At 71.3% G+C, this 20,474-nt stretch carries 24 protein-coding genes; 5 read left to right on the top strand and 19 right to left on the bottom strand.

The genetic code is table 11. From position 1 onward, the window contains the following. Positions 1–28 precede the first annotated feature (28 nt). The 6 genes from sigH to VFO26_RS11360 all read right to left on the bottom strand — a co-directional run bounded on the left by sigH (position 29) and on the right by VFO26_RS11360 (position 5,072). Positions 29–694, bottom strand: coding sequence for an RNA polymerase sporulation sigma factor SigH (gene sigH, locus VFO26_RS11385; RefSeq protein WP_325115103.1), 666 nt, complete (start codon positions 692–694; stop codon positions 29–31). Positions 695–903: 209 nt separating this feature from the next. Beyond that, positions 904–1,341 carry an NYN domain-containing protein gene (locus VFO26_RS11380; protein ID WP_325115102.1) on the bottom strand — a complete coding sequence of 146 codons (438 nt, stop codon included), beginning with the start codon at positions 1,339–1,341 and terminating at the stop codon, positions 904–906. Positions 1,342–1,344: 3 nt separating this feature from the next. Further along, positions 1,345–2,067, bottom strand: coding sequence for a 23S rRNA (guanosine(2251)-2'-O)-methyltransferase RlmB (gene rlmB, locus VFO26_RS11375; RefSeq protein ID WP_325115101.1), 723 nt, complete (start codon positions 2,065–2,067; stop codon positions 1,345–1,347). After that, positions 2,064–3,338: a cysteine--tRNA ligase gene (gene cysS, locus VFO26_RS11370; protein ID WP_325115100.1), complete on the bottom strand. Its 1,275-nt coding sequence runs from the start codon at positions 3,336–3,338 to the stop codon at positions 2,064–2,066. Before cysS ends, rlmB begins: the two co-directional genes overlap by 4 nt. Positions 3,339–3,402: 64 nt before the next feature. Next, positions 3,403–4,473: a glutamate--tRNA ligase gene (locus VFO26_RS11365; RefSeq protein ID WP_325115099.1), complete on the bottom strand. Its 1,071-nt coding sequence runs from the start codon at positions 4,471–4,473 to the stop codon at positions 3,403–3,405. Further along, positions 4,470–5,072: a glutathione S-transferase family protein gene (locus VFO26_RS11360; protein WP_325115098.1), complete on the bottom strand. Its 603-nt coding sequence runs from the start codon at positions 5,070–5,072 to the stop codon at positions 4,470–4,472. The genes VFO26_RS11365 and VFO26_RS11360 overlap by 4 nt, the downstream gene beginning before the upstream one ends. A gap of 100 nt (positions 5,073–5,172) precedes the next feature. Between VFO26_RS11360 and VFO26_RS11355 the strand changes: the two genes are divergently transcribed. Continuing rightward, positions 5,173–6,390 (top strand): hypothetical protein, encoded by a 1,218-nt coding sequence (locus VFO26_RS11355; RefSeq protein WP_325115097.1) that lies wholly within the window; start codon positions 5,173–5,175, stop codon positions 6,388–6,390. 116 nt (positions 6,391–6,506) lie between these two features. Beyond that, positions 6,507–7,244, top strand: a complete 738-nt coding sequence (locus VFO26_RS11350; protein WP_325115096.1) for an A/G-specific adenine glycosylase — start codon at positions 6,507–6,509, stop codon at positions 7,242–7,244. Position 7,245: 1 nt separating this feature from the next. On the opposite strand, the gene VFO26_RS11345 is transcribed toward VFO26_RS11350, so the two are convergent. After that, complete coding sequence (locus VFO26_RS11345; protein WP_325115095.1) at positions 7,246–7,674, bottom strand: GFA family protein; 429 nt, start codon at positions 7,672–7,674, stop codon at positions 7,246–7,248. 56 nt (positions 7,675–7,730) lie between these two features. Then, positions 7,731–8,138, bottom strand: a complete 408-nt coding sequence (locus tag VFO26_RS11340; protein ID WP_325115094.1) for a DUF7482 domain-containing protein — start codon at positions 8,136–8,138, stop codon at positions 7,731–7,733. Between the two features lie 139 nt (positions 8,139–8,277). On the opposite strand from VFO26_RS11340, the gene VFO26_RS11335 reads away from it, so the two are divergent. Both VFO26_RS11335 and VFO26_RS11330 read left to right on the top strand, forming a co-directional pair. Then, entirely contained in the window at positions 8,278–8,955 is a 678-nt protein-coding gene (locus tag VFO26_RS11335; protein ID WP_325115092.1) for a response regulator transcription factor, read from the top strand. Next, positions 8,955–10,034 carry a HAMP domain-containing sensor histidine kinase gene (locus tag VFO26_RS11330; protein WP_325115120.1) on the top strand — a complete coding sequence of 360 codons (1,080 nt, stop codon included), beginning with the start codon at positions 8,955–8,957 and terminating at the stop codon, positions 10,032–10,034. The genes VFO26_RS11335 and VFO26_RS11330 overlap by 1 nt, the downstream gene beginning before the upstream one ends. Here VFO26_RS11330 and VFO26_RS11325 read toward each other — a convergent pair. From VFO26_RS11325 to radA, 7 genes are all read right to left on the bottom strand, one after another. Beyond that, complete coding sequence (locus tag VFO26_RS11325; RefSeq protein ID WP_325115091.1) at positions 10,031–10,489, bottom strand: SRPBCC family protein; 459 nt, start codon at positions 10,487–10,489, stop codon at positions 10,031–10,033. The two genes, VFO26_RS11330 and VFO26_RS11325, sit on opposite strands and share 4 nt — an antisense overlap. Positions 10,490–10,785: 296 nt before the next feature. Then, complete coding sequence (ispF, locus tag VFO26_RS11320) at positions 10,786–11,271, bottom strand: 2-C-methyl-D-erythritol 2,4-cyclodiphosphate synthase (protein ID WP_325115090.1); 486 nt, start codon at positions 11,269–11,271, stop codon at positions 10,786–10,788. After that, positions 11,268–11,399, bottom strand: a complete 132-nt coding sequence (locus VFO26_RS11315; protein WP_325115089.1) for a hypothetical protein — start codon at positions 11,397–11,399, stop codon at positions 11,268–11,270. The genes ispF and VFO26_RS11315 overlap by 4 nt, the downstream gene beginning before the upstream one ends. A gap of 172 nt (positions 11,400–11,571) precedes the next feature. Further along, complete coding sequence (locus tag VFO26_RS11310) at positions 11,572–12,186, bottom strand: HAD family hydrolase (RefSeq protein WP_325115088.1); 615 nt, start codon at positions 12,184–12,186, stop codon at positions 11,572–11,574. Position 12,187: 1 nt separating this feature from the next. Continuing rightward, positions 12,188–12,898, bottom strand: coding sequence for a 2-C-methyl-D-erythritol 4-phosphate cytidylyltransferase (gene ispD, locus VFO26_RS11305; RefSeq protein WP_325115087.1), 711 nt, complete (start codon positions 12,896–12,898; stop codon positions 12,188–12,190). Positions 12,899–12,952: 54 nt separating this feature from the next. Further along, complete coding sequence (locus tag VFO26_RS11300; RefSeq protein ID WP_325115086.1) at positions 12,953–13,489, bottom strand: CarD family transcriptional regulator; 537 nt, start codon at positions 13,487–13,489, stop codon at positions 12,953–12,955. A 154-nt stretch (positions 13,490–13,643) separates the two neighbouring features. Continuing rightward, positions 13,644–15,008 (bottom strand): DNA repair protein RadA, encoded by a 1,365-nt coding sequence (gene radA, locus VFO26_RS11295; protein ID WP_325115085.1) that lies wholly within the window; start codon positions 15,006–15,008, stop codon positions 13,644–13,646. A gap of 94 nt (positions 15,009–15,102) precedes the next feature. Here radA and VFO26_RS11290 point away from each other — a divergent pair, with 94 nt between their 5' ends. Continuing rightward, entirely contained in the window at positions 15,103–16,026 is a 924-nt protein-coding gene (locus VFO26_RS11290) for a cation diffusion facilitator family transporter (protein ID WP_325115084.1), read from the top strand. Between the two features lie 7 nt (positions 16,027–16,033). Here VFO26_RS11290 and VFO26_RS11285 read toward each other — a convergent pair whose 3' ends face one another. From VFO26_RS11285 to VFO26_RS11270, 4 genes are all read right to left on the bottom strand, one after another. Further along, on the bottom strand, positions 16,034–17,869 hold the full coding sequence (locus tag VFO26_RS11285) for a VanW family protein (protein ID WP_325115083.1): 1,836 nt from the start codon (positions 17,867–17,869) through the stop codon (positions 16,034–16,036). Positions 17,870–17,969: 100 nt separating this feature from the next. Next, positions 17,970–18,419 carry a GNAT family N-acetyltransferase gene (locus VFO26_RS11280; RefSeq protein ID WP_325115082.1) on the bottom strand — a complete coding sequence of 150 codons (450 nt, stop codon included), beginning with the start codon at positions 18,417–18,419 and terminating at the stop codon, positions 17,970–17,972. Between the two features lie 141 nt (positions 18,420–18,560). Further along, entirely contained in the window at positions 18,561–19,526 is a 966-nt protein-coding gene (locus VFO26_RS11275) for a homocysteine S-methyltransferase family protein (RefSeq protein ID WP_325115081.1), read from the bottom strand. 110 nt (positions 19,527–19,636) lie between these two features. Next, a partial coding sequence (locus VFO26_RS11270) for an AAA family ATPase (protein ID WP_325115080.1) occupies positions 19,637–20,474 on the bottom strand: 838 nt, incomplete at its 5' end.

Raw genomic sequence — 20,474 nt, 5'->3', positions numbered from 1 at the left:
AGCCGGCCCGCCGGGGCGGGCCGCGATCTCAGGCGGGCACGGCGCGCGTAGCCTGGTGGGCGAGGATCTTCCGCTTCACGCGTTGGAGGGCGTTGTCGATCGTCTTGCAGTCGCACGCCAGCTCGTCGGCCATCGACTCGTAGGAGTGGCCGTCGAGGTAGAGGCGAAGAGCCTCCGACTCGAGCCCCGAGAGGCTCGTGCCCAGGCAGCCGACGAGCGCCTGCAGCTCCTCGGTCGAGACCACCCTGACGGAGGGATCGTCGATGGACGGGCCCGGCAGCGCGTCGCCGAGTGTGCACTCGCCGTCCGAGTCCTGCCCGGCGGGCGTGTGGCTGAACGAGATGTACGTGTTGAGGGGGGCATGCTTGTATCGCGTCGCGGACTTGATCGCCGTGATGATCTGACGGGTGACGCACAGCTCGGCGAACGAGCGGAACGACGTCTCCTTGTCGTGCCGGAAGTCGCGGATCGCCTTGAAGAGCCCGATCATCCCCTCCTGGATCAGATCCTCTGCGTCCCCGCCTGCCAGGAAGTAGGAGCTGGCCTTGAGCCGGACGAACCCGTGGTAGCGGCGCATCAGCTCGTCGCGCGCGGCGTCGCTACCGTTGCGGGCCCTGAGGACGAGCTGGAGATCCTCGAGCTCCCGCTGCAGCTTCTGCGGCGTCTTGGGTGCTACGGCGGTCCGGACGGCCATCTCGCTCTCCCCTCTCGTGGTGTCTCGCCTGGTCTTCACAGATCCGGCCAGAGGAAGCCTCACCCTCAGGTCGAGGGGGAAGCTAGCACCATTGCGCGAGCGTTACAACCCTTTTGCGCAAGTTCCATTGTAATAGGAACGTGTGTTCGACAGCAGCGGTGGCGCCGATTCGAGCGCACGGGTGAAGGTCGTGACGTGCTTTCGGGGGTTCAGTCGGGCTGGCCGCGCCGGAGCCGCTCGAGGCGCGCCCTGGTCTCCGGGTCGACCCGCTCGCCGAGCCGGCTGGCGACGTCCTCGCGATGGGAGAGTGCCGACAGCTCGGCCAGGAACTCGATGGACCCACGCTTTCTCACCTGCTGGCCGCTCGTCCCCTGCACCGCTGCATCGGACGTGACGAGCAGGACCACCTCGCGATCACGCCGATCTGCGGCGAGCCGTTCGAGCACCGTATCGGCATGAGGGGCGAAGCGCACGCTCAACGCCCCGACCTCCCGTTCGGGCCCCGTGCCGTCGAAGACCACGACGCCACGTGCCCCGCGGACGGCCACGAAGCTCGCCAGCTCGTCGACCAACTCGTCCCGGTCTCCGTACCGGCCCGCGTGAAACAGGTTGGAGCCGTCGAACAGGTAGAGGGTCGCCTCGGGCATCTCTCAACCTCCAGCTGAGGTCGATGTGAGGCGCTGCCGGCGGGCCTCGAAGAGCAGGACAGCCGCGGCGACGCTCACGTTCAGCGACTCGACCCCCGGAGCGAGCGGTATCGAGACGGTCGCGTCGCAGCTGCGGCGCACGAGCGGGCGCACGCCTCTGCCCTCTGCGCCGAGCACGAAAGCGGTCCCGTCGGTGAGATCCAGGTTCCAGACCGGAGACTCGCCGTCGGCCGCAGCGGCATAGGTCCAGAGCCGGTCGCCCTTGATCTCCGCCAGGTAGCGGGCCAGGTTGGGGACGACGGCGACCGGCAGGTGCTCGACGGCGCCTGCGGACGCGCGGCAGACGGCCGCGGTCACGGCCGCGGCGCCGTGCGCCGGGAGGACGACCCCCGTCGTTCCCGCTCCAGCGGCGCTGCGCACGACGGCACCGAGGTTGCGCGGGTCGGTGACCTGGTCGAGACAGCAGAGCAGCGGGCGCTGCGCCGAGGCGAGCTCCCAGGCGTCCGCGTACGGATACGGCTCGCACCACGCGACGACTCCCTGGTGGTCGGGCGAGCCGGCGGCCTCGGTCAGCTCACGCTCGCGGCGAACGTGAGGACGAGGCGCCTCTGCGAGCCAGTCGAGGGTCGCGAGGGCACGCTCGCTCGCCCAGACCTCGAGCACGGCCCGTCGCCCGCGCAGTGCCTCGCGAACGGCGTTTCGGCCGTAGACGAGGTCCCTGGTCACGTGCGCGGAACGAGCTCGTACCCCTCGCCCACGTCACGTACCTCCCAGCCGGCGCCCGCGATCTCGTCGCGCAGCCGGTCGGCCTCGGCGAAGTCGCGGGAAGCGCGGGCCCGGACCCGCGCATCCGCGAGCGCGACCACGTCGACAGGCGCCTCGCGACGCTCGCCGAGCGTGCCGAGCCCGAAGACGTCGAGCCCCCTTCGCAGCTCGCCCAGGGCGCCCGAGCGCGCCCACTCGTGGAGGATCGCGAGCGCGGCAGGGGTATTGAAGTCGTCCTCGAGGGCGGCTTCGAACGCCGACCACTCGCCCGTGGCCCGAGTCTCGCCGCGCAAGGCGTTCCTCAGCGTCTCCGCCTGCGAGCGGGCCGCCGCCATCGTCTCCTCCGAGAAGTCGATCGGCTTGCGCCAGTGCGCCGTGAGGAAGAACACGAGCGCCGTCTGCGCCCCCCACTCGTCCAGCACGTCCCGGATCGTCTCGACGTTCCCGAGCGACTTGGACATCTTCTCGCCGGTGAAGCGGAGCATGCCGTTGTGCATCCAGATCCGCGCGAACGGGTGACCGACGGACAGCGACTGCGCGCGCTCGTTCTCGTGGTGCGGGAAGACGAGATCGAGGCCGCCACCGTGGATCCAGAACTCCGGCCCGAGCTCTTTGGCCGCCATGGCCGAGCACTCGATGTGCCAGCCGGGGCGCCCGACGCCCCACGGAGCCTCCCAGGACGTGTCCTCGCCCTCCTTCGTCGCCTTCCAGAGGGCGAAGTCGCGCGGGTCCTCCTTCGCGGCATTCGGCTCCTGCTCCTCGACCTGGTCGGGGCGCTGGCCGGACAGCGCGCCGTAGCTCTCGAAGCTCGCAACCCGGAAGTAGACGTCGCCGTCCGCCACGTAGGCGTGACCGGAGTCGAGCAGCTCCCGGATCAGGGCGATGATCTCCGGCATGGTCTCGGTCGCGAGCGGTTGCGCGTCGGGCATCTCGAGCCCGAATCCCGCCGTGTCCTCCAGGTACCAGCGCGTTGCGTCGCGTGCACGCTCGGCACTGTGACCCGGTGCAGCCTCGTAGATCTTGTCGTTCACGTCCGTGATGTTGTGGACGAGGCGGACGTCGTGCCCACGCGCGCGGAGCCAACGTGCGAGCCAGGTGAACACGACGAACGGCCGGGCGTTGCCGATGTGCGCCCGCTGGTAGACGGTCGGCCCGCAGACGTAGATCCCGATCGGCTCCGGCGGGGGCGGGAGCTCGACGAGCGAGCCGCTCAGCGTGTCCTGCAGGCGCATCGGCCGATCGTAGACGGCGGCCGTGGAGCAGACAGCGGGCGACCCGGGCCGGAGACCCCGGGCTCTAACGGTGGGACAGGGAGTCGGCTGCCCGTCGGACGCGCTCGAGCGCCTCGGCCGCCGGCAGCGCGGCCACGACGGTCCAGAGCTCGGGGCCACGCGGCTCCCCCGTGAGCGCGAGGCGGACGGCCCGTAGGTCGCCGCCGACCGCCTTGAGCTCGCGGACGATCGCGCGCGCGTCATCCTCCGCGAGCCGATCCGGCGCGCCCATGCGGAGCTCGGCGAAGCGCTCCAGCGTCGGCAGGGCATCGGTGGGTAGGGCTGCGGCCGCGGGCGTGCCGATCTGACGGGCAATCGCCCGGGCCTCGACCAGCGTACGTGCGCCTCGCAGCGCCCGCGCGAGCTCCACCGGCGCGTCTGCGGCCGCGGCGAGCTCGTCGTCCGACATCCCGGCGATCGCCTCGATCGCAAGCCGGCCGATGCGGGCTCGGTCCAGATGGACGTCGTGAGAGGGCAGCCCGAGCTCCTCGAGATACGCGCGGAGCGCGGCCGCGGGGATGCCGTCCTCGCGGAAGTCCGCGACCGACGCATGCCCGTGTCGCTTCGAGAGCTTCTTCCCGTCCTCGCCCAGCAGGAGGCCGTGGTGCATCACCTCGGGAAGCTCGCCCCCGAGCGCGCGCGCGATGCGGCGCTGCGGTTCCTCGTTGGGCCGGTGATCCGAGCCGCGGATGACGTGGGTGATGCCGAGGTCCAGGTCGTCGGCCACGGTCGCGAGCTGGTAGGTGGCGCTGCCGTCGGCTCGCAGCAGTGTCAGACCGTCGAGTCGGAGCGACCCGTCGACGTCGCGCTGCGCCGCACCGTCTCGCTCCGCCGCCCTGGCCATGCCGGAGTAGAGGCCGGCGCGCTCGCTCTGGCGGACGGGCCCCTCGTCCCAGGCGATGCCGAGCCATTCGAGATCGGCCAGGATCGCCTGCTCCCCGCCCTCGATCGTCCGGATCGGATCGGTGTCGTCGATCCGCAGGACGAGCGCGCCGCCACGCTCGTCGGCGAAACGCCGATTGGCGACCGCGGTGAGGGCGTTTCCCAGGTGGAGCGACCCGGTCGGGCTGGGCGCGAACCGGACACGGACGCTCATGCGTCGATCGGCACGTGCCCGCGCTCGGAGGCGATCCTCTCCAGCCACGCGCCGATGGCGGGATACGGCCGCATGTCGAATCCGCCCTCGTCGGCGACGTGGGTGTACGCGTAGAGCGCGATGTCGGCCAGGCTCAACCGCTCGCCGACCAGGTACCCGTCCGCGGACGCAAGGTGATCCTCCATGGCGACCAGGGCGCGGTAGCCGTCCGCCGTCTTTCGCTCGATCAGCTCCGCATGCTTCGCGGGCTCACCGGAGTAGGCGACGAGGAACCGCACGACCGCGATCGCCGGCTCGTGACTGTACTGCTCGAAGAACATCCACTGGAGAACCTTCGCCCGGTCGTAGCTGTCCTCGGGCACGAAGCGCGTGCCCTCGCCGAAGTACCAGAGGATCGCTCCCGATTCGGCGATCGGACGCCCGTCGTCGAGGACCAGCGTCGGAACGCGGAGGTCGGGGTTGAGCCCGGCGAGGACCGCGCCACGGTTCGAGCGGTCGACGACGTCCAGGTCACGCCGCTCGTAGGGGATCCCGAGATGCGCGAGGAGGAGCCGCACCTTGTAGCAGTTGCCGGAGACCGGCGAGTTGTAGAGCAGCATCGCGATGACGTTACCGGGGCGATGCGCCGTCAGCCGCTCGTAGGGGCCGCGGACGGCGGCGGGCCACCCGGACGGCCAGGCATGCTTCCCCGATGCAGCCGTGGAGGATTCTCTGAGGCGCACCGCGCTCGTCGCCGCCGCCCTCCTGCCGGTACTCGCGCTGACCGCGTTCGGGGCCGTCGAGCTCGCGACCGACGAGCCGGCCGAGACGGCAGCCAGAGCCGCGAAGGCGTCCATCCTCAACCCGCACCCCGCAGCAGGTCCCTTCACGGCGGACGACACCGAGCTGGACGACTGCGTCGAAGAAGCGACCGACCAGCGGCTCTGCCTCGAGCAGGCCTTCGGGAACGTCGCCTACCGGACGAGCGGGAAGGAGGCGCTCGCGCTGATGGCGAGCCGCGAGGCCGCCCAACCGGAGGTCGCCGCCGGCTGTCACCGTATCGCCCATGCGATCGGCGCGGCCGTCCTGGCGCGCGAGGACGGGGACGCCGCGTCCGCGCTCGCCGAAGGCGACTCCACGTGCTGGAGCGGCTTCTACCACGGCCTGCTCGAGCGGGCGCTCGCCCCGGCTCGCTCGACGGACGAGCTCGGGCGCCTGATCGCGACGCTGTGCGAGCCGGATGGCAAGGACTGGCCCCTCTTCACGCGCTATCAGTGCCTGCACGGCCTCGGGCACGGGCTGATGCTGCGGACGGGGAATGCGGTCGAGCCCTCGCTGGAGATGTGCACCCGGCTCGGCGACCAGTGGTCACGCCAGTCCTGCCACGGCGGGGTGTTCATGGAGAGCTTCAGCCCTTCGCTCGACCTGAAGCCGCCGCCGTTCGACCCTGCCGCTCCGCTCGAGCCGTGCCCGTCCGTCGCCGAGGGCTACAAGCTCTACTGCTACCTGCAGGTCGCGGACAACCTCGTGCGCGGCCTCGAGTACGACTGGCCGGCCGTGGCCAGCGCCTGCGAGACGGAGCGCGCCGCCGAGTGGCGCGAGATCTGCTTCCAGAGCTACGGGCGCCAGGCGTCAGGCTCGAACTACGGCAAGCCCGCCGCCGTCGCCGAGCTCTGCTCGATCGCAGGTGACGCCGGAGAGAGCGGCTGCGTGTACGGCGCAGCGCGCGACATGGCGAGCAATGCCGCCAGTGGCAAGCCGGCCGCGACGTTCTGCAAGCTCGTATCGCCGACGCTCGAGTCACGCTGCTTCGAGGGGGTGGGGACGATCGTGGCGACGCTCTACACGGACAGCGCGGTCGTGCGTCGCCAGTGCGCCGAGCTGACACGCGAGCACGCCACCTCGTGCGCGCGGGGCGCCGGCCTCCCGGCCCCGTAGCCGAGTCTCCCTCTCTCGGACCCCTTGCGCCCCCCACCAGGACGCCGTCTCCCAGACCGCGCGAGGCGATCGGCCAGGTGTCCGCGAGCCGGTTCGGCGGCTAGGGTCGGGTGGTCGTGCTAGCCGAGGTCGAGGCGATGGACGCCGCGCTCCTTGCTTGGTTCCAGGATTCGGGGCGCGACCTCCCCTGGCGGAGGACACGCGACCCCTACGCGATCCTCGTCTCCGAGGTGATGCTCCAGCAGACGCAGGTCGAGCGCGTTATGCCCCGCTACTCGCGCTGGCTGCAGCGATGGCCGACCGTCGACGCTCTCGCGGCCGCCTCGCCGGCGGAGGTGATCGTCGAGTGGCAGGGTCTCGGCTACAACCGCCGTGCCCTCGCCCTCCACCGAGCGGCGGCGAAGGTCGCCGAGCACGGCTGGCCCGCCGACCTCACGGTGCTGCCCGGGGTCGGCCCGTACACGGCGGCGGCGATCCGCAACTTCGCGTTCGAAGAGGACGTTCTCCCGCGGGACGTCAACGTCGAGCGAGTCGAGCGGCGCACGCGTCACTCGTTCGCTGCGGCGTCAGCCCAGGCGTTGATGGACCTGGGAGCGACGATCTGCCTCGCCCGAGTCCCCCGGTGCGCGACGTGTCCGCTCCACGCCGCGTGCCCCTCGTACGGCACGCGCGAAGAGCCCGTGCGCAAGCAGTCTCGATTCGAGGGCTCGTTCCGGCAGCGGCGAGCCGCGGTGCTGCGCCTCGTCGTCGGCGGTCCCCGCGTCTCGGCCGAGCTCGACGAGGACGCCGTGTGCTCGCTGGCGCGCGACGGCCTGGTCGTGATCGACGACGGGCTCGTGCGGCTGCCGGCGTGACCTAGCGGCCCTCGTCGTACCCAGGTCGCGCTTCGGGATAGCGAGGCAGGCCGTCGTCCGGGATCTCCTCCCACGCCGCCGCGTATGCCACGAAGGACCGTGACTGAGGGCGGATCCCCGGATCGCCGTCGAGGGCGCCGAGCCTGACTCCGGTGAAGTCGCCCGACCTCGGCTCGCAGCTGAAGAGGGCCGAGCCACAGCGCACGCAGAAGACCTTCTCTCGTCCACCCTCCGGCGTCCAGCCGCGCAGGTTCTCCTCCCCCTCGACGATCCGGACCGAGCCCGGCCTGGCCCGGGCGTTCGCCGACGCCGCTGTCCCCGTGCGCCGCTGGCACCGTGTGCAGTGGCAGTACCCGGCCGACAGGAACGGCTCGTCGATCTCGAAGCGAACCGCGCCGCACCCGCAGCCCCCGGTGATCGGCTCGTCCATCCCGTGACGTTACGTGAGGCGTGCGTGCGCCGCAGCTGCACGCCTCACGCAACCGGTCAGAGAACGGGGCAGTTGACCACGACGGGAGCCGCCTTCACAGTCGCCTGACCTCCGCGGACCGCCCTGTCGACGGCGCCCTTCGAGCGGAGCACCCGGGGGGTGACCCCGTCCTTCCAGGTCACCATCCGCACCGCCCAGAGCGGCGTGTAGTCACTCCGGCCGGGGACGGTGTCGACGATGTTCCGCTGGGCCTCGACGCCGTTCGTCACGACCCAGATCGGGGCGACGGCGTTGCCCCGCGCCAGTTTGACGGGCCCGAAGTCCAGGTACGAGATCACCTGGCCGCGGTAGAAGCCGAGCGTCACGGTCTGGGGGTACTGCTTGACCGGGCCGTCAGCGGCGAGCGCCGGTACAGCTCCGAGCAGAGCTGCACCGATCGAAGCCAGCACTGCGATCCTTCTCATGGACGACCTCCTCGTCGGACTGAAGCTCGTGGACGACGGTAGGCCGCGACCCTTGCCTCTCGATGACGCTTTCGTGAACGCTTGGCGAACAGCCATGAGTTCATCCGCGCGTAATGAGGACGCAGGCACGATCGCTCCGGTGGCGACGGTTCTCGTAGTCGACGACGAACCCATCGTGCGGGAGGTCGTCGTCCGCTACCTCGAGCGCGAGGGGTATGCGACGCTGGAGGCGGACGACGGTGACCACGCGCGCACCCTGCTCGAGCGGGAAGCGCTGGATCTCGTCGTGCTCGACGTCATGCTTCCCGGGACGGACGGGCTCGACCTCTGCCGCTGGATCCGCTCGCGCTCCGAGCTGCCGGTGATCATGCTCACCGCGCGCGGCGAGGAGGCAGATCGGATCGTCGGCCTCGAGCTCGGGGCCGACGACTATGTGACGAAGCCCTTCTCGCCCCGGGAGCTCGCCGCGCGCGTGCGCACGGTGCTGCGACGGGCGCGGGCGGGGGAGCTCCCCCGCGAGCGGATCGCGTTCGGCGACGTCGAGCTCGACGCCCAGACGCGTGACGTGCGGAAGGGCGGCGCGGACGTACGGCTCACAGCGAAGGAGTTCGACCTGCTGTGGTTCCTCGCCAGCCATCCGCGCAGGGTGTTCGGGCGCGACCAGCTGATGAGCCGCGTCTGGGGCTACGAGGCAGCCCTCGACACCGGGACGGTCACGGTCCACGTCCGCCGGCTGCGCGAGAAGATCGAGGACGACCCCTCGGCGCCGCGCCACCTCCAGACGGTCTGGGGCGTCGGCTACCGGGTCGTCCCGTGATGCCCGTCTCGATGATCGGCACGGCGATCACCGTCGGGCTCCTGACACTGGCGGTCGGCCTCGTCGCGGTACTCGTGCTGCGGCTCCTGCCGAGCCTCCGCCTGCAGCTCGCCGGGCTCGCCGCGCTCTCCGTCTCCCTGCCGCTCGCCTCCGTCCTGCTCTCGGGCTGGGTCGCGTTCCACATGGGAGACGACGTGAAGATCCTCGCCGTCTCGGCTGCCTCCGCGACGGTCGCCGTCGTCGCCGGCCTCGTTCTCGCACGATCGATCGTGGGCTCCGTCGAGCGTGTCCGCGACGCGTCGGCGCGGCTCGCGGGCGGCGACCTCACGGTGCGCGCGCCCGAGTCGGGCCCTGCCGAGGTCGCCGACCTCGCCTCCTCGTTCAACGAGATGGCTGCAAGCCTCGAGCAGCTTTTCGATGCGCGCCGGGAGCTGGTCGCGTGGGCGAGCCATGACCTGCGAACGCCGCTCGCCAACATGCAGGCGATGCTCGAGGCCCTGGAGGACGGCCTCGTGGAGCCGGAGACGACGCTGCCCGTGCTCCGTGAGCAGGTCACGCTGCTCACGTCGCTGGTCGACGACCTGTTCGAGCTCGCCCGGATCGACTCGGGCGCGCTGACGCTCGAGCTCCGGGCGGCGCCGCTCGAGCCGATGGTCGAGTCCTGCCTGCGCGGCGTGGAGGCAGACGCACGGCGGCGCGGTATCGGCCTCGCCGCCAGCGTCCCGGGCGACCTGAGCGCCCGTTGCGAGCCGGAGAAGGTGGAGCGCGTGCTGTTCAACCTGCTCACGAACGCGCTACGGCACACACCCTCGGACGGCTCGGTCGCTGTCCGCGTCGAGCAGCGCGACGGGCAGGTTCAGGTGAGCGTCGAGGACACCGGCGAGGGGCTCGGCGAGGAGGCCCGGATCCGGATGTTCGACCGTTTCTGGCGCGGCGACCCGGCCCGCTCGGCGCGCGGCTCGGGCCTCGGCCTCGCGATCGCGCGGGGCCTCGTGGAGGCGCAGGGCGGGCGCATCTGGGCCGAGGACCGCCCCGGCGGTGGCGCGCGGGTGTCCTTCACCTTGCCCGCTGCGCTCTAGGCAGCCGCTGCGAGCTCGCGCTCGAGGTTGGTGGCTGTGCGGCGCAGGGCCTGCTCGATGCCGCGCCGGACGATGACCCGGTCGTAGAGCCCGCGGAGCCCCGGTCTCGGCTCGTACTCGACGACGAGCCTGTACCGGAACCCGCTGCCGGCGGCGTCGAAATGACGCTCGTGCCGCGCGTCGGGCAGCCCGTCCTGGCTGCTCTCGTACTCGACTACCCGATTCCGCTCGAACCTGCGCAAGCGCATCCGGAGCTCCACCTCGCGGCCGAGGAGGCGAACGCGAAGGCGAGTCTTGTCACCCGGGGCGCCCCAACGAGAGCCGGGCTCGACGCGCACGAGGCCGGGCCAGTACGCGGGCCAGTTGGCCGGGTCGGTGATGTACGCGAACCCGGTCTGGAGCGGAACGTCGTAGTGATGCTCGTGCTCGACCCGCACGTGCCTCCCTGGCGTCACCCACACGAGAGAGTGCCCTCCCGGGTGCGTCGCTACGGCCCGTCGGCGCACCCGGGAGGGCGAAGAGCCTCGGGACGCGCGCCGTGCGCCGCGTCGCCGGAGGGCTCCGGTATGTGATGCGGCCGCGAACGGACCCCGCGGCCTGCGCACGTGCCGCTAGAGCGGGACGTGCGCGGTCTGGTCAGTCCGGTGGACTCTGCTCCAACGTCAACCCTTCCTGTTCGAAGGGACGTTCTCCTCTGACCATAGCGCGTCCGAAGGGTTCGGGCGAGCGTCGCCCGGGACGCGTATCCCGCTCATTGCGCAGATCGGAGCAGCGCGACCGCCTGCGCGGCGAGGCCTTCGCCCCTCCCGGTGAACCCGAGGCGATCCGTGGTGGTCGCCCGCACGTTCACGAGCTCCCTTCCGACCCCGAGCGCGCCCGCCAGCCGATCGCGCATGGCCTCGCGGTGAGGGGTGATCCGCGGCTCTTCGCCGATCACGACGCAGTCGGCGTTGACCACCGCGAAGCCCACCTCCCGGACCTGCCGATATGCCTCGGCCAGCAGCACGAGCGAGTCGGCGCCGCGGTAGCGGTCGTCGTCGGAGGGGAACAGCGCCCCGATGTCGGCGAGGCCGGCCGCGCCGAGCAGCGCATCCGTCAGCGCGTGAGCGACGACGTCTCCGTCCGAGTGCCCGACGAGCCCGCGCGGATGGTCGACGGTCACGCCCCCGAGGACGAGCGGGACGCCGTCGCCGAACGCGTGCGCATCCACACCGAGACCGACCCGCAGGTCGCTCACGGCCCGACCCGGTCGAGCTCTGCGGCGATACGCCGGGCCTGGGCACGTGCGAGCCCGATCGTCCGACTCCGCAAGACCCCCGCGGCGCGCACGCCCGCGAAGACGCGCCCCTGGCGCCAGATCACCACCGTGTACGAGTCGGGTCGACGGAGGCAGCCGACCCGCACGCCACGGGGACGACGGCGAGGAAGGCGATGATGCAGGTGGCCCGCACCGTCTCAGCATGCCCCAATGGACGTGGATGGGCGAGCCGCCCGCGGGCGAGGCGACGACGGGGCAGGGATTCGCGCGGTCGACCCGTCATCGCTGATCGAGCCCGAGCGCCGCGGGGACCTCGGCGAGCGACTCGATCGCGACGGCGCCGCCGGGGGTCTCCTGGAGCCGGCCCCACGGGCCGCGTCGCAGGTGGATCGCGACGAGACCCGCCCGGAGAGCCGGCCGCGCGTCGTTGTCGGCGCGGTCGCCCACGTAGGCGACCTCGCTCGCGGCGCACCCGGCCAGACGAACGAGCCCTTCGAAGAACGCCGGATCCGGCTTGCGGACGCCAAGGCTCGCCGAGCCCGTGACGATGTCGACCGGGAGGTTCTCGGCACGCGCCCACTCCTCCAGAGCGGCGCTCTGGTTGCCGGCGATCCCGACCACCAGGCCGCTACCTCGCAACCATTCGAGGCACTCGAGGGCGTCCGGGTACAGGTCGTCGCTGGAGTACTGGACGCTGTCCCAGGCTTCGGTGGGACGCTCGACGCCCAGGTGCCGCCAGAGGCCCCAGTGCTCCTCCCCGCGCTCGATCGTCTTGCCGAGAGCGGCCCACACCACGTGCGGGCCGATCCCGGCGGCGTCCGCGACGACGCGCCACCAACGCTCCTCGTCCACCAGCGTCTCGCCAACGTCGAAGAACACGGCTCGGACGGCCATCTCAGCCGGCGGCGAGGAGACTGGAGACGAGCTCGAGGTCTTCCGACGCCGTCACCTTGACGAGTCGGGGGTCTCCCGCCACGACGGCGACTCGGCCTCCCATGCGCTCGACCAGCGAGGCGCAATCCGTCGCACCGTGGAGATCGCCTGCGTACGCGGCCCGCAGGCGCTCGGCAAGGAAGGCCTGCGGCGTCTGCACGGCCACGATCGCGCCTCTGTCGATCGTCTCCGCCACGAGCCCACCCTCGATCCGCTTGACGGTGTCCGCCAACGGCAGGCCGGGCACGACGCCGTCGACTCCCTCCGCAAGCCGGCTCAGCACGCGCTCGATCACCGCGTCGTCGACGAGCGGGCGCGCGGCGTCGTGGACGAGCACCACGAGCGCGTCGCCGGGCACCTCCGCGAGCGCGTTCCGGACGGACTCTGCACGTGTCGCGCCGCCCGTCACCACCGAGGCGACCTTCGATGCGACGAGCTCCTCGGCAAGGAGGATCGTGGGCTCCTCCCAGTCCGCGGGGGCCGCGACGACGATCGCCTCGATCCAGTCCGAGGTGTCGAGCCGCTCGAGGCTCTCCGCGAGGAGCGGACGGCCGGCGAGCGCCGCGAACGCCTTCGGGCGATCGCCCCCGAGCCGCGAGCCCCGTCCGGCGGCGACGAGGATCGCCCACGTCGCAGTTCCGGCCCCGCCGGATCCACCAAGCTCACTCCCCACGTCGGCCCCTGTCCCGGCCCTTCTCGCCGAAGGCGGGAAGTGCGCTTGCGCTCGCTACGCGGTGGCCGTCGCTGCGGTCTTCGGCTTCGCCTTCGCCCGCTTGCCCTTGGCCGGGTTGGCGAGCACCTCCTCGAGCCACTCGTGCGCCTGGTCCTCGGTCATGTCCTTTGCGTACATGAGCTCGGAGGCGAGGATCTTCTTCGCCTTGACGTACATCTGCTTCTCGCCGGTCGAGAGGCCTTTCTCGTGGTCGCGCAGCGCCAGGTTCCGCACCACCTCGGCGAGCTCGAGGATGTCACCGGTCTTCATCTTGTCGCGGTTGTGCTTGAACCGGCGGTTCCAGTTCTTCGGCATCTCGGTCGAGCCGCCGAGCAGGACCTTGACGACGACCTCGACCATCTCGAGATCGATGACTCCACGCAGCCCCACCTTGTCGCAGTTGTCGACGGGAACGTTGACCGTCATCTCGTTGTGGAGGATCTTGATCGTCAGGTACTCGCGCTCCTCCCCGAGCACGAGCTTGACGTCCTTGGAGACAACCGTCCCCGCGCCGTGATGGGGGTACACGACCTTGTCGCCGACATCGAACACGCCTAGAGCCCTCCCGTCGTCCGGTCTTGTATGCGCCTGACTCACGAAAAAGCGCCGGCCCTGGATCCGCCGACGTGTGGGCTCATTCTACCGGAAGAAACGGCACTGCTACGCCGCCTGGAGCGTCTCTCGGCTCGTCTTGGGCGCGCGTCGATCACGCCTCCTCGGGTGCGGATCCGGCCGGCTCGAGAGCGGCGCGGAGGGCGTGCCGGAGCGTCGTGGCACCGACGACGCGAGGAGCCCCGTTGGCTCCCTTCGTGCCCTCCGGGGCGACCACGACGGAGATCCCCAGCTTGGCGCATTCCTCCAGTCGCCGCTCGCCCTGCGCGGACGTGCGGAGCCGGCCGGTGAGGCCGATCTCGCCGAACACCGCGACGCTCTCGCGCAAGGGCACGCCCCGGGCGGCGGAGGCGATCGCGAGGGCGACCGCGAGGTCGGCTCCCGGCTCGTCGATGCGGACACCGCCCGCGACGTTGACGAAGACGTCCGCCGCGCCGAGCGGCACACCTGCGTGCCGCGCGAGCACCGCGACGATCATCGCGAGGCGCTTGGGGTCGACACCGGTGCCCACGCGCCTCGGCATCGCCAGGTCGGTGCGCGAGACGAGGGCCTGTATCTCGAGCAGCATGGGGCGCGTTCCCTCCAACGCGACGGCGACGGCCGCACCCACCTCCCCGGCCTCGCTGCGGCCGAAGAGCGTCGAGGGATCGGGGACGCCGACGAGCCCTGCCGCCGTCATCTCGAACACCCCGAGCTCGTTCGTCGACCCGAACCGGTTCTTCGCCGCGCGGAGGATTCGGTGCGCGTGGTAACGGTCGCCCTCGAACTGGAGCACGCAGTCGACGAGGTGCTCGAGCACGCGAGGGCCGGCGACCGCACCGTCCTTCGTCACGTGACCGACGAGCACGGTGGCCACCCCGCTTCGCTTCGCGACCCGAAGGAGGCGAGCGGCGGCCTCCCGCACCTGGGCGACCGACCCGGGCGCGGATCCGAGCTCGCTCGCGTACAGCGTCTGCACCGAGTCGATCACGCAGACGGCCGGAGCCTCGCGCTCGAGCGTGGCGCAGACGGCCTCCAGCTCCGTCTCGGCCAGGATCGCAACGTCGTCGACGCCGCCGAGACGCTCCGCGCGAAGGCGCACCTGCGCGACCGACTCCTCGCCCGTGACGAGCAGCGCCTGCCGTCCGCTGCGCGCGACCGCACCGAGCGCGCTCAGCAGCAACGTGGACTTACCGACGCCCGGCTCCCCACCGAGCAGGACGAGCGACGCAGGAACGAGCCCTCCACCGAGCACACGGTCGAGCTCGGGCACTCCCGTCGAGATGCGCGACGCTTCCTCGACCCTGACGTCGCCGAGGCGCGCGGGGGCACGGGCGGAGCCGGCGGACGGTTGGCCGTCCCTCCCGTGGAGCTCCTCGACGAGGGTTCCGAACGCGCCGCACCCGGGACAGCGCCCGAGCCAACGGCCGGTGGTCGCACCGCACTCGCTACAGCTGAACTGGACGATGACCCTGGCCATGAGCGCAGGGTAGTCGAAGCCTCGGACGGATGTCGTCACAAGTGACAACGGTACGTGCCACGGTGACATGAATCCGGGCGCCTATGCTCCGTTCGTGACCACCGACGCCCACGCTCACGGGGGGCGCCACGACCACGCCCACGACCACCGCAGCGCGTCGCGCCGTGCGCTCGGGACAGTGCTCGCGCTCACCGTCGGAGTCACGGCCGTCGAGGTCGTCGGCGGTTTTCTCACCGGGAGCCTGGCGCTGCTCGCGGACGCCGGCCACATGCTCTCCGACACGTTCGCGATCGGTCTGGCGCTCGTCGCGCTGACCCTCGCGGAACGACCGTCGACGCCGCGCAGGAGCTTCGGCTTCCAGCGGGCCGAGATCCTGGCCGCCTTCGTGAACGGGCTGACGCTCGTGCTCGTCAGCGGGTGGATCGCCTGGGAGGCAGTGCAGCGGTTCCGCGACCCGCCCGAGATCCTGGGCGCCTGGATGCTGGCAGTCGCCGCAGTCGGCCTCGCGGTCAACGTCGTCTCGGCTGGGATCCTGATGCGCTCGGCCAGGGAGAGCCTCAACGTCGAGGCGGCGCTCCGCCACGTCGTCGCCGACGTCCTCGGCTCGGTCGGCGTCCTCGCGGCGGCGCTCGTGATCCTGCTGACCGGCTGGACGACGATCGACCCGATCGTCTCGCTCGCGATCGCGGTCCTGATCGTCGCGAGTGCGTGGAGCGTGCTCCGCGACTCGACGGCGATCCTGATGGAGCAGACACCGTCCGGGATCGATGCGGATCAGGTCGCGCGCGCGATCGTCGAGGTCCCCGGCGTGACGAGCGTGCACGACCTGCATGTCTGGCGAATCACCTCGGGCTTCGATGCGCTCTCCGCGCACGTGTTGGTCGGCCGGGGCGAGGACTGCCACGGTCTCCGGCAAGACATCGAGCGCGCGCTCGCGGACCGGTTCGACATCACGCATACGACGCTCCAGGTCGACCACGACGCCTCGGATGCCCTGATCGAGCTGCGCCGCAACTGACAGCGCCCTACTCGGCGCCCGCGGCGGGGCCGTCCCTGGTGGGCGGCTCGGCGGGATCGGTCTCCTCCGGTCCCGGCTCGGGCGCATCCTCCGGCGTCGGCTTCGGCCTTGCCTTCGGCTTCGCCTTCGGCGGGCCCATCTCGACGATCGCGTTCTGCGGGTCGTACCGCACCGTGTAGTGCTCGTTCGCAAGGAGCTTCGGGCCCTTGAACACCTTCCGCGTGTACTGCACGGTGAATCCCGAGGCGCCGGCGGACTGCAACGTGCTCGTCGTGCCCGGCGGCAACGACGGGTTCGAGCTGGTGATCGTCCTCGGCGCGACCGGGGAATACGGCTCGCCCGTCGTCGTCTCGACGCGCCTGCCGAGCTTGCGCGAGTAGAAGCGCACGGTGATCGCCGAGTCGCTGGCGGTCACCTTCATCAGGATCGCCGCCGGCCAGTTGTTCCGGAAGACGAGCTCGGGGCCTCCCCACGAGACCGTGGCCTCGCGCCCCATCGGGTACCGAGAGATGTAGAACTGGTGCGCCTGGTGGGCGACGAGCTTGACGCCCGCGAAGAACGCGGCGTTGTAGAGCGTCGTCGCGACCTGGCTGATCCCACCTCCGACCGCGTCCTCGAGTCGCCCGTCGAAGATCTGGGGCGCGGCGACGAAGCCCTTCTCGACGGTGCGCTTGCCGAGCGCCTCGTTGAGGGAGAACGCCTCGCCCGGGCGGATGATCGTCCCGTCCAGCAGCTGGGCGGCGCGCTGGATGTTCGTCACCCGCGGCTGGCAGCACGAGTAGTACGTCGTGAACTCCGACACGAGCTCCTGGATGTCCAGCTTCTCGGCGTCCTCGGTCGTGAACGCGGGCGGGGTCTTGGTGAAGCGCCCCAGGTGGACGGTGGACTCCAGGTTGGAGACGAGCGAGCGCCCGATCCGCTCGACGTCGAGGGCACGGCCGGGCCTGGAGGGCACGACGCGGACGGCCGCCGGGCCGACGGCGAACGTCGCCTCGCGGGGCGCGACCTCGTAGTCCCCCAGCCGCAGCCGGAGCGACGCCCCGAGCCCCTTCGGATCGAGCAATACCCCGAGCGTGCCGTCCTGGCGCTCGGTGCGCACGAGCGCACGCAGCCGCTTCGGCGTGAGAGTCGACTCGCGGATGCCGAAGCGGACGCGACGCGGCCCGTCGAGCAGCCGCTCGATGCGCGCCACTGCCGCCTCGGCTTCCGCCGTCGAGACGACGGGGAGCGCGGGCACGAATGAGAGCTCGACCCTGGAGGGAAGGGTGCGAAGAGCCCGGCGGAGCGCCCCCCGGTCGACTCCCGTCCCGGAACGCGCCGTGACGACGCGCAGATCGTCCGCGACCACGACCCCCGCATCCCGCCAGGGCTTGCCGAACCGGCGATCGAGTCGGTCCGCCAGCTTCGCGACGGGGACCGGTGCGAGCCGATACGCGAGGTCGACGTCGGGACCCGGCCTGATGCCCACGCGGGCGAGAACGCGTCCGACCGTCCCCCGCTCGAGGGCCGCGTCGAGTGCCTCGTCGACGAGCGGCTCCGCACTCAGCTGGTTGCCCCTCGTCGAGGCGATACGCCCGCCGGGCGCCACGAGGCGGATCGGCCGCGTGACCTCGGTCGCTGCCGCACGCACGACGGCGGCGCGCGCCTCGTCCTCGGTCATCCCCCCGACCTCGACACCGGCGATGGTCGTCCCACGCGGGAGCGAGCTCCGCTCGACGAGTGCCAGCACACCGAACGCAACGGCGAGCAGCAGCGCGAGCGCGGCCACCAGCGCAACGCCGACGAGCGTCTTCCGGGTTCGCCGCCGCGGGCGGCTCACGGTCGAGAGGAACGGGCTCGACATCGAGCAGTTGACGGTAGCGGACGCCTGTCGGCCCACCGGCGCGCGGGACGGCGCCGGACGCGAGTCGGCGGGCATGCACGCCCGCAGCCCAGAAACGTCCCTACGCCAGGCGCTTGACGAACAGCACCCGGTCCTCGCCGGGGCCGTCGTAGTCGCGCGCGATCCTCTCCACGTCGAAGCCGAGTGCCCGATGAAAGGCGACGGACGCCTCGTTGTGGGGCGAGGTCACGCAACGCACGGTCGTCCGCCCGTGCGCGACCGCGTCCGCGAAGAAGCGCTCGTACAGCCGACGGCCGAGACCCTCGCCGCGGCGCTCCGGCCCGACGCCGACGAAGTGCACGTACGCCTCGTGGGGATCGGTCTGCGAGAGAAAGCCGATCAGAAATGCCGCGAGCTGCCCGTCCTCGTCGTCGACGACGTAGCTCGTGCCCTCGAAGTGGACGAAGAAGAGCCGCGGCAGCATCGGCGCCATGTCGCGCCCCGCCCACCAGGTGTTCACCCGGCCGATGACCCTTCCGTAGTCCGCCGGCTCGGCGTGCCGGATCTCCATGCCGAGAGACTAGATGGCCCAATGCCACAATCTCGCGCGTCCTGTGGCACCGACGATCTCGTGGCATCGGCCATCAGAGGCAGGTGCCTGGCCCCACCCCGGGCACCTGCCTCGCCGCGCACCGGCCGAAGCCGGGCACTCCTACAGGCCGATCCAGGCGCGGCTCATCGCATCGACGTGACGATGATCCGTCCCGCAGCAGCCCCCGAGGACGGTCAGCCACGGGAGCCGCTCCCGCAGCGCGACGTACTCGTGCGCGAGCTCCTCCGGATCGCCCTCGTCCAGCTCCTCGGCCGCGTCGAGCTCGGCGTGGCTCAGCCGTGACGCGTTCGCGCGGAGCCCGCGGATCCGGTCGGTCCAGGCCGAGCCCGGCTCGAGCACGTCGTAGAAGTGGGACGGGTGGGCGCAGTTGACCATGAAGTAGGCTGCCGCGTCGCCCGTGCGGCCGTCGACCTCCTCGATCGCCTCCCGGAGCGGCTGGCCGCTCGGCAGGCGCCCGTCCGTCTCCACCGTGAAGGAGATCACCACCGGCATCCCGGCGTCGCCGGCGGCCCGCACGACCCCGACGGCCTCGTCTGCGTACGTCATCGTGATCGCGGTGACGAGATCGGCGGCGGTGTCGGCGAACGTCCCGATCTGGGGTGCGTGATAGGCGGCCGCCTCGTCCGCGCTCATCGTCTCGCCGACGAGGTAGCCGTCGCCCCGCGGCCCGACGCAGCCCGAGACGACGATCGGGGTCAGGTCCGTCTCCAGCTCGTCGCGCAGGCTCTCGAGCAGCGCCACTGCGCTGCGGTTGAGCTCCGCGAGCTCCTCGGGCGAGTGGCCGATGCGATCGGCCCAGTCGGGGTTCGCCCGCCAGGTGGGCGTCTCGAGCACGATCCCGACGCGGCGGTCGAGCGCGATGCGGACGTAGGGCTCGAAGTACCGACGGAGGGCGTCCTCGCCCCCATCACGGGTGAGGAGGTCGTAGGCCGCAAAATGGGGCAGCTCATGGCCGTCGTGGAAGATGAGAGTCGTCTCGATCCCGCCGTCCGCCAGGAACGGGACGCGACCGAGCTGTGGGAGCGCGTCGCGGTAACGCGGCCGCGCCGTGGATGGGGCGCTCATCGGAAGGGCTCCTCCTCGTCGTCCGTGCCGCCAGCGGCGGCCTCGGAGGAGGGTACGACCCGCATCGCCCGCCGTGCGTACGGCTTACCGCACCTGAGTGGTGCGGTGGACTACTCCCCGGGCTCCTCCTGCGCGTCCGTCGGCTCTTCCGGCGGCACGGTGACGGGCTCGGGCTGCACTTCGCCCTCGATCACCCGCATCTCGACCTTCGGATCGTCGGGGCCGGCGTCCTCGCGACGGTCGACGACGATCGTGGATCCTTCGGCCAGCTCGCGTCCGAGCACGAAGTCCGCGAGCGGGTCCTCGATCAGGCGCTGGATCGCGCGCCGGAGCGGCCGGGCGCCCATCGCCGGGTCGTAGCCCTCCTCCACGAGCAGCTCCTTTGCGGCCTGCGTGAGCTCGACCATCGCGCCGTGCACCGACATCTGGTCGCGGAGGCGCTTCATCATCAGGTCGACGATCTGCAGGATCTCGCTCTTCTCGAGCTTGTGGAAGACGATGATCTCGTCGATCCGGTTCAGGAGCTCGGGCCGGAAGACCTTCTTCAGCTCGCCCATCACGCGCGACTTCATGTCCTCGTACGTGAGGCCCTGCTCGTCGCCGATCGCGAAGCCGAGCGACTGGTTCTTGGAGATCTGGGCGGCCCCGATGTTCGAGGTCATGATCACGATCGTGTTCCGGAAGTCGACCTTCCGTCCCTGGGCGTCGGTCAGCTTCCCGTCCTCGAGGATCTGGAGGAGGATGTTGAACACGTCAGGGTGCGCCTTCTCGATCTCGTCGAGGAGCAGCACCGAATAGGGCTTGCGGCGGACGGCCTCGGTGAGCTGGCCGCCCTCGTCGTAGCCGACGTAGCCGGGAGGCGAGCCGACGAGCCGGGACACGGAGTGCTTCTCCATGTACTCCGACATGTCGACCTGGATCATCGCGTCCTCGTCGCCGAACAGGAAC

It is taken from the genome of Gaiella sp., assembly GCF_035710885.1.
GTDB lineage: Bacteria > Actinomycetota > Thermoleophilia > Gaiellales > Gaiellaceae > Gaiella.
This window is presented reverse-complemented; position numbering and strand designations above follow the sequence as displayed.

Bases quoted from the DNA above. Each gene is read 5' to 3' on its own strand.
- VFO26_RS11360 (WP_325115098.1), bottom strand. From the start codon at position 5,072: ATGCTGCTCTACAACTCGCCGGTCTCCGGCAACTGCTACAAGGTGCGG.
- sigH (WP_325115103.1), bottom strand. From the start codon at position 694: ATGGCCGTCCGGACCGCCGTAGCACCCAAGACGCCGCAGAAGCTGCAG.
- VFO26_RS11330 (WP_325115120.1), top strand. From the start codon at position 8,955: ATGCCCGTCTCGATGATCGGCACGGCGATCACCGTCGGGCTCCTGACA.
- VFO26_RS11275 (WP_325115081.1), bottom strand. From the start codon at position 19,526: ATGAGCGCCCCATCCACGGCGCGGCCGCGTTACCGCGACGCGCTCCCA.
- cysS (WP_325115100.1), bottom strand. From the start codon at position 3,338: ATGCGCCTGCAGGACACGCTGAGCGGCTCGCTCGTCGAGCTCCCGCCC.
- radA (WP_325115085.1), bottom strand. From the start codon at position 15,008: ATGGCCAGGGTCATCGTCCAGTTCAGCTGTAGCGAGTGCGGTGCGACC.
- VFO26_RS11365 (WP_325115099.1), bottom strand. From the start codon at position 4,473: ATGAGCGTCCGTGTCCGGTTCGCGCCCAGCCCGACCGGGTCGCTCCAC.
- VFO26_RS11285 (WP_325115083.1), bottom strand. From the start codon at position 17,869: ATGTCGAGCCCGTTCCTCTCGACCGTGAGCCGCCCGCGGCGGCGAACC.
- VFO26_RS11310 (WP_325115088.1), bottom strand. From the start codon at position 12,186: ATGGCCGTCCGAGCCGTGTTCTTCGACGTTGGCGAGACGCTGGTGGAC.
- VFO26_RS11380 (WP_325115102.1), bottom strand. From the start codon at position 1,341: ATGCCCGAGGCGACCCTCTACCTGTTCGACGGCTCCAACCTGTTTCAC.
- VFO26_RS11345 (WP_325115095.1), bottom strand. From the start codon at position 7,674: ATGGACGAGCCGATCACCGGGGGCTGCGGGTGCGGCGCGGTTCGCTTC.
- VFO26_RS11280 (WP_325115082.1), bottom strand. From the start codon at position 18,419: ATGGAGATCCGGCACGCCGAGCCGGCGGACTACGGAAGGGTCATCGGC.
- VFO26_RS11340 (WP_325115094.1), bottom strand. From the start codon at position 8,138: ATGAGAAGGATCGCAGTGCTGGCTTCGATCGGTGCAGCTCTGCTCGGA.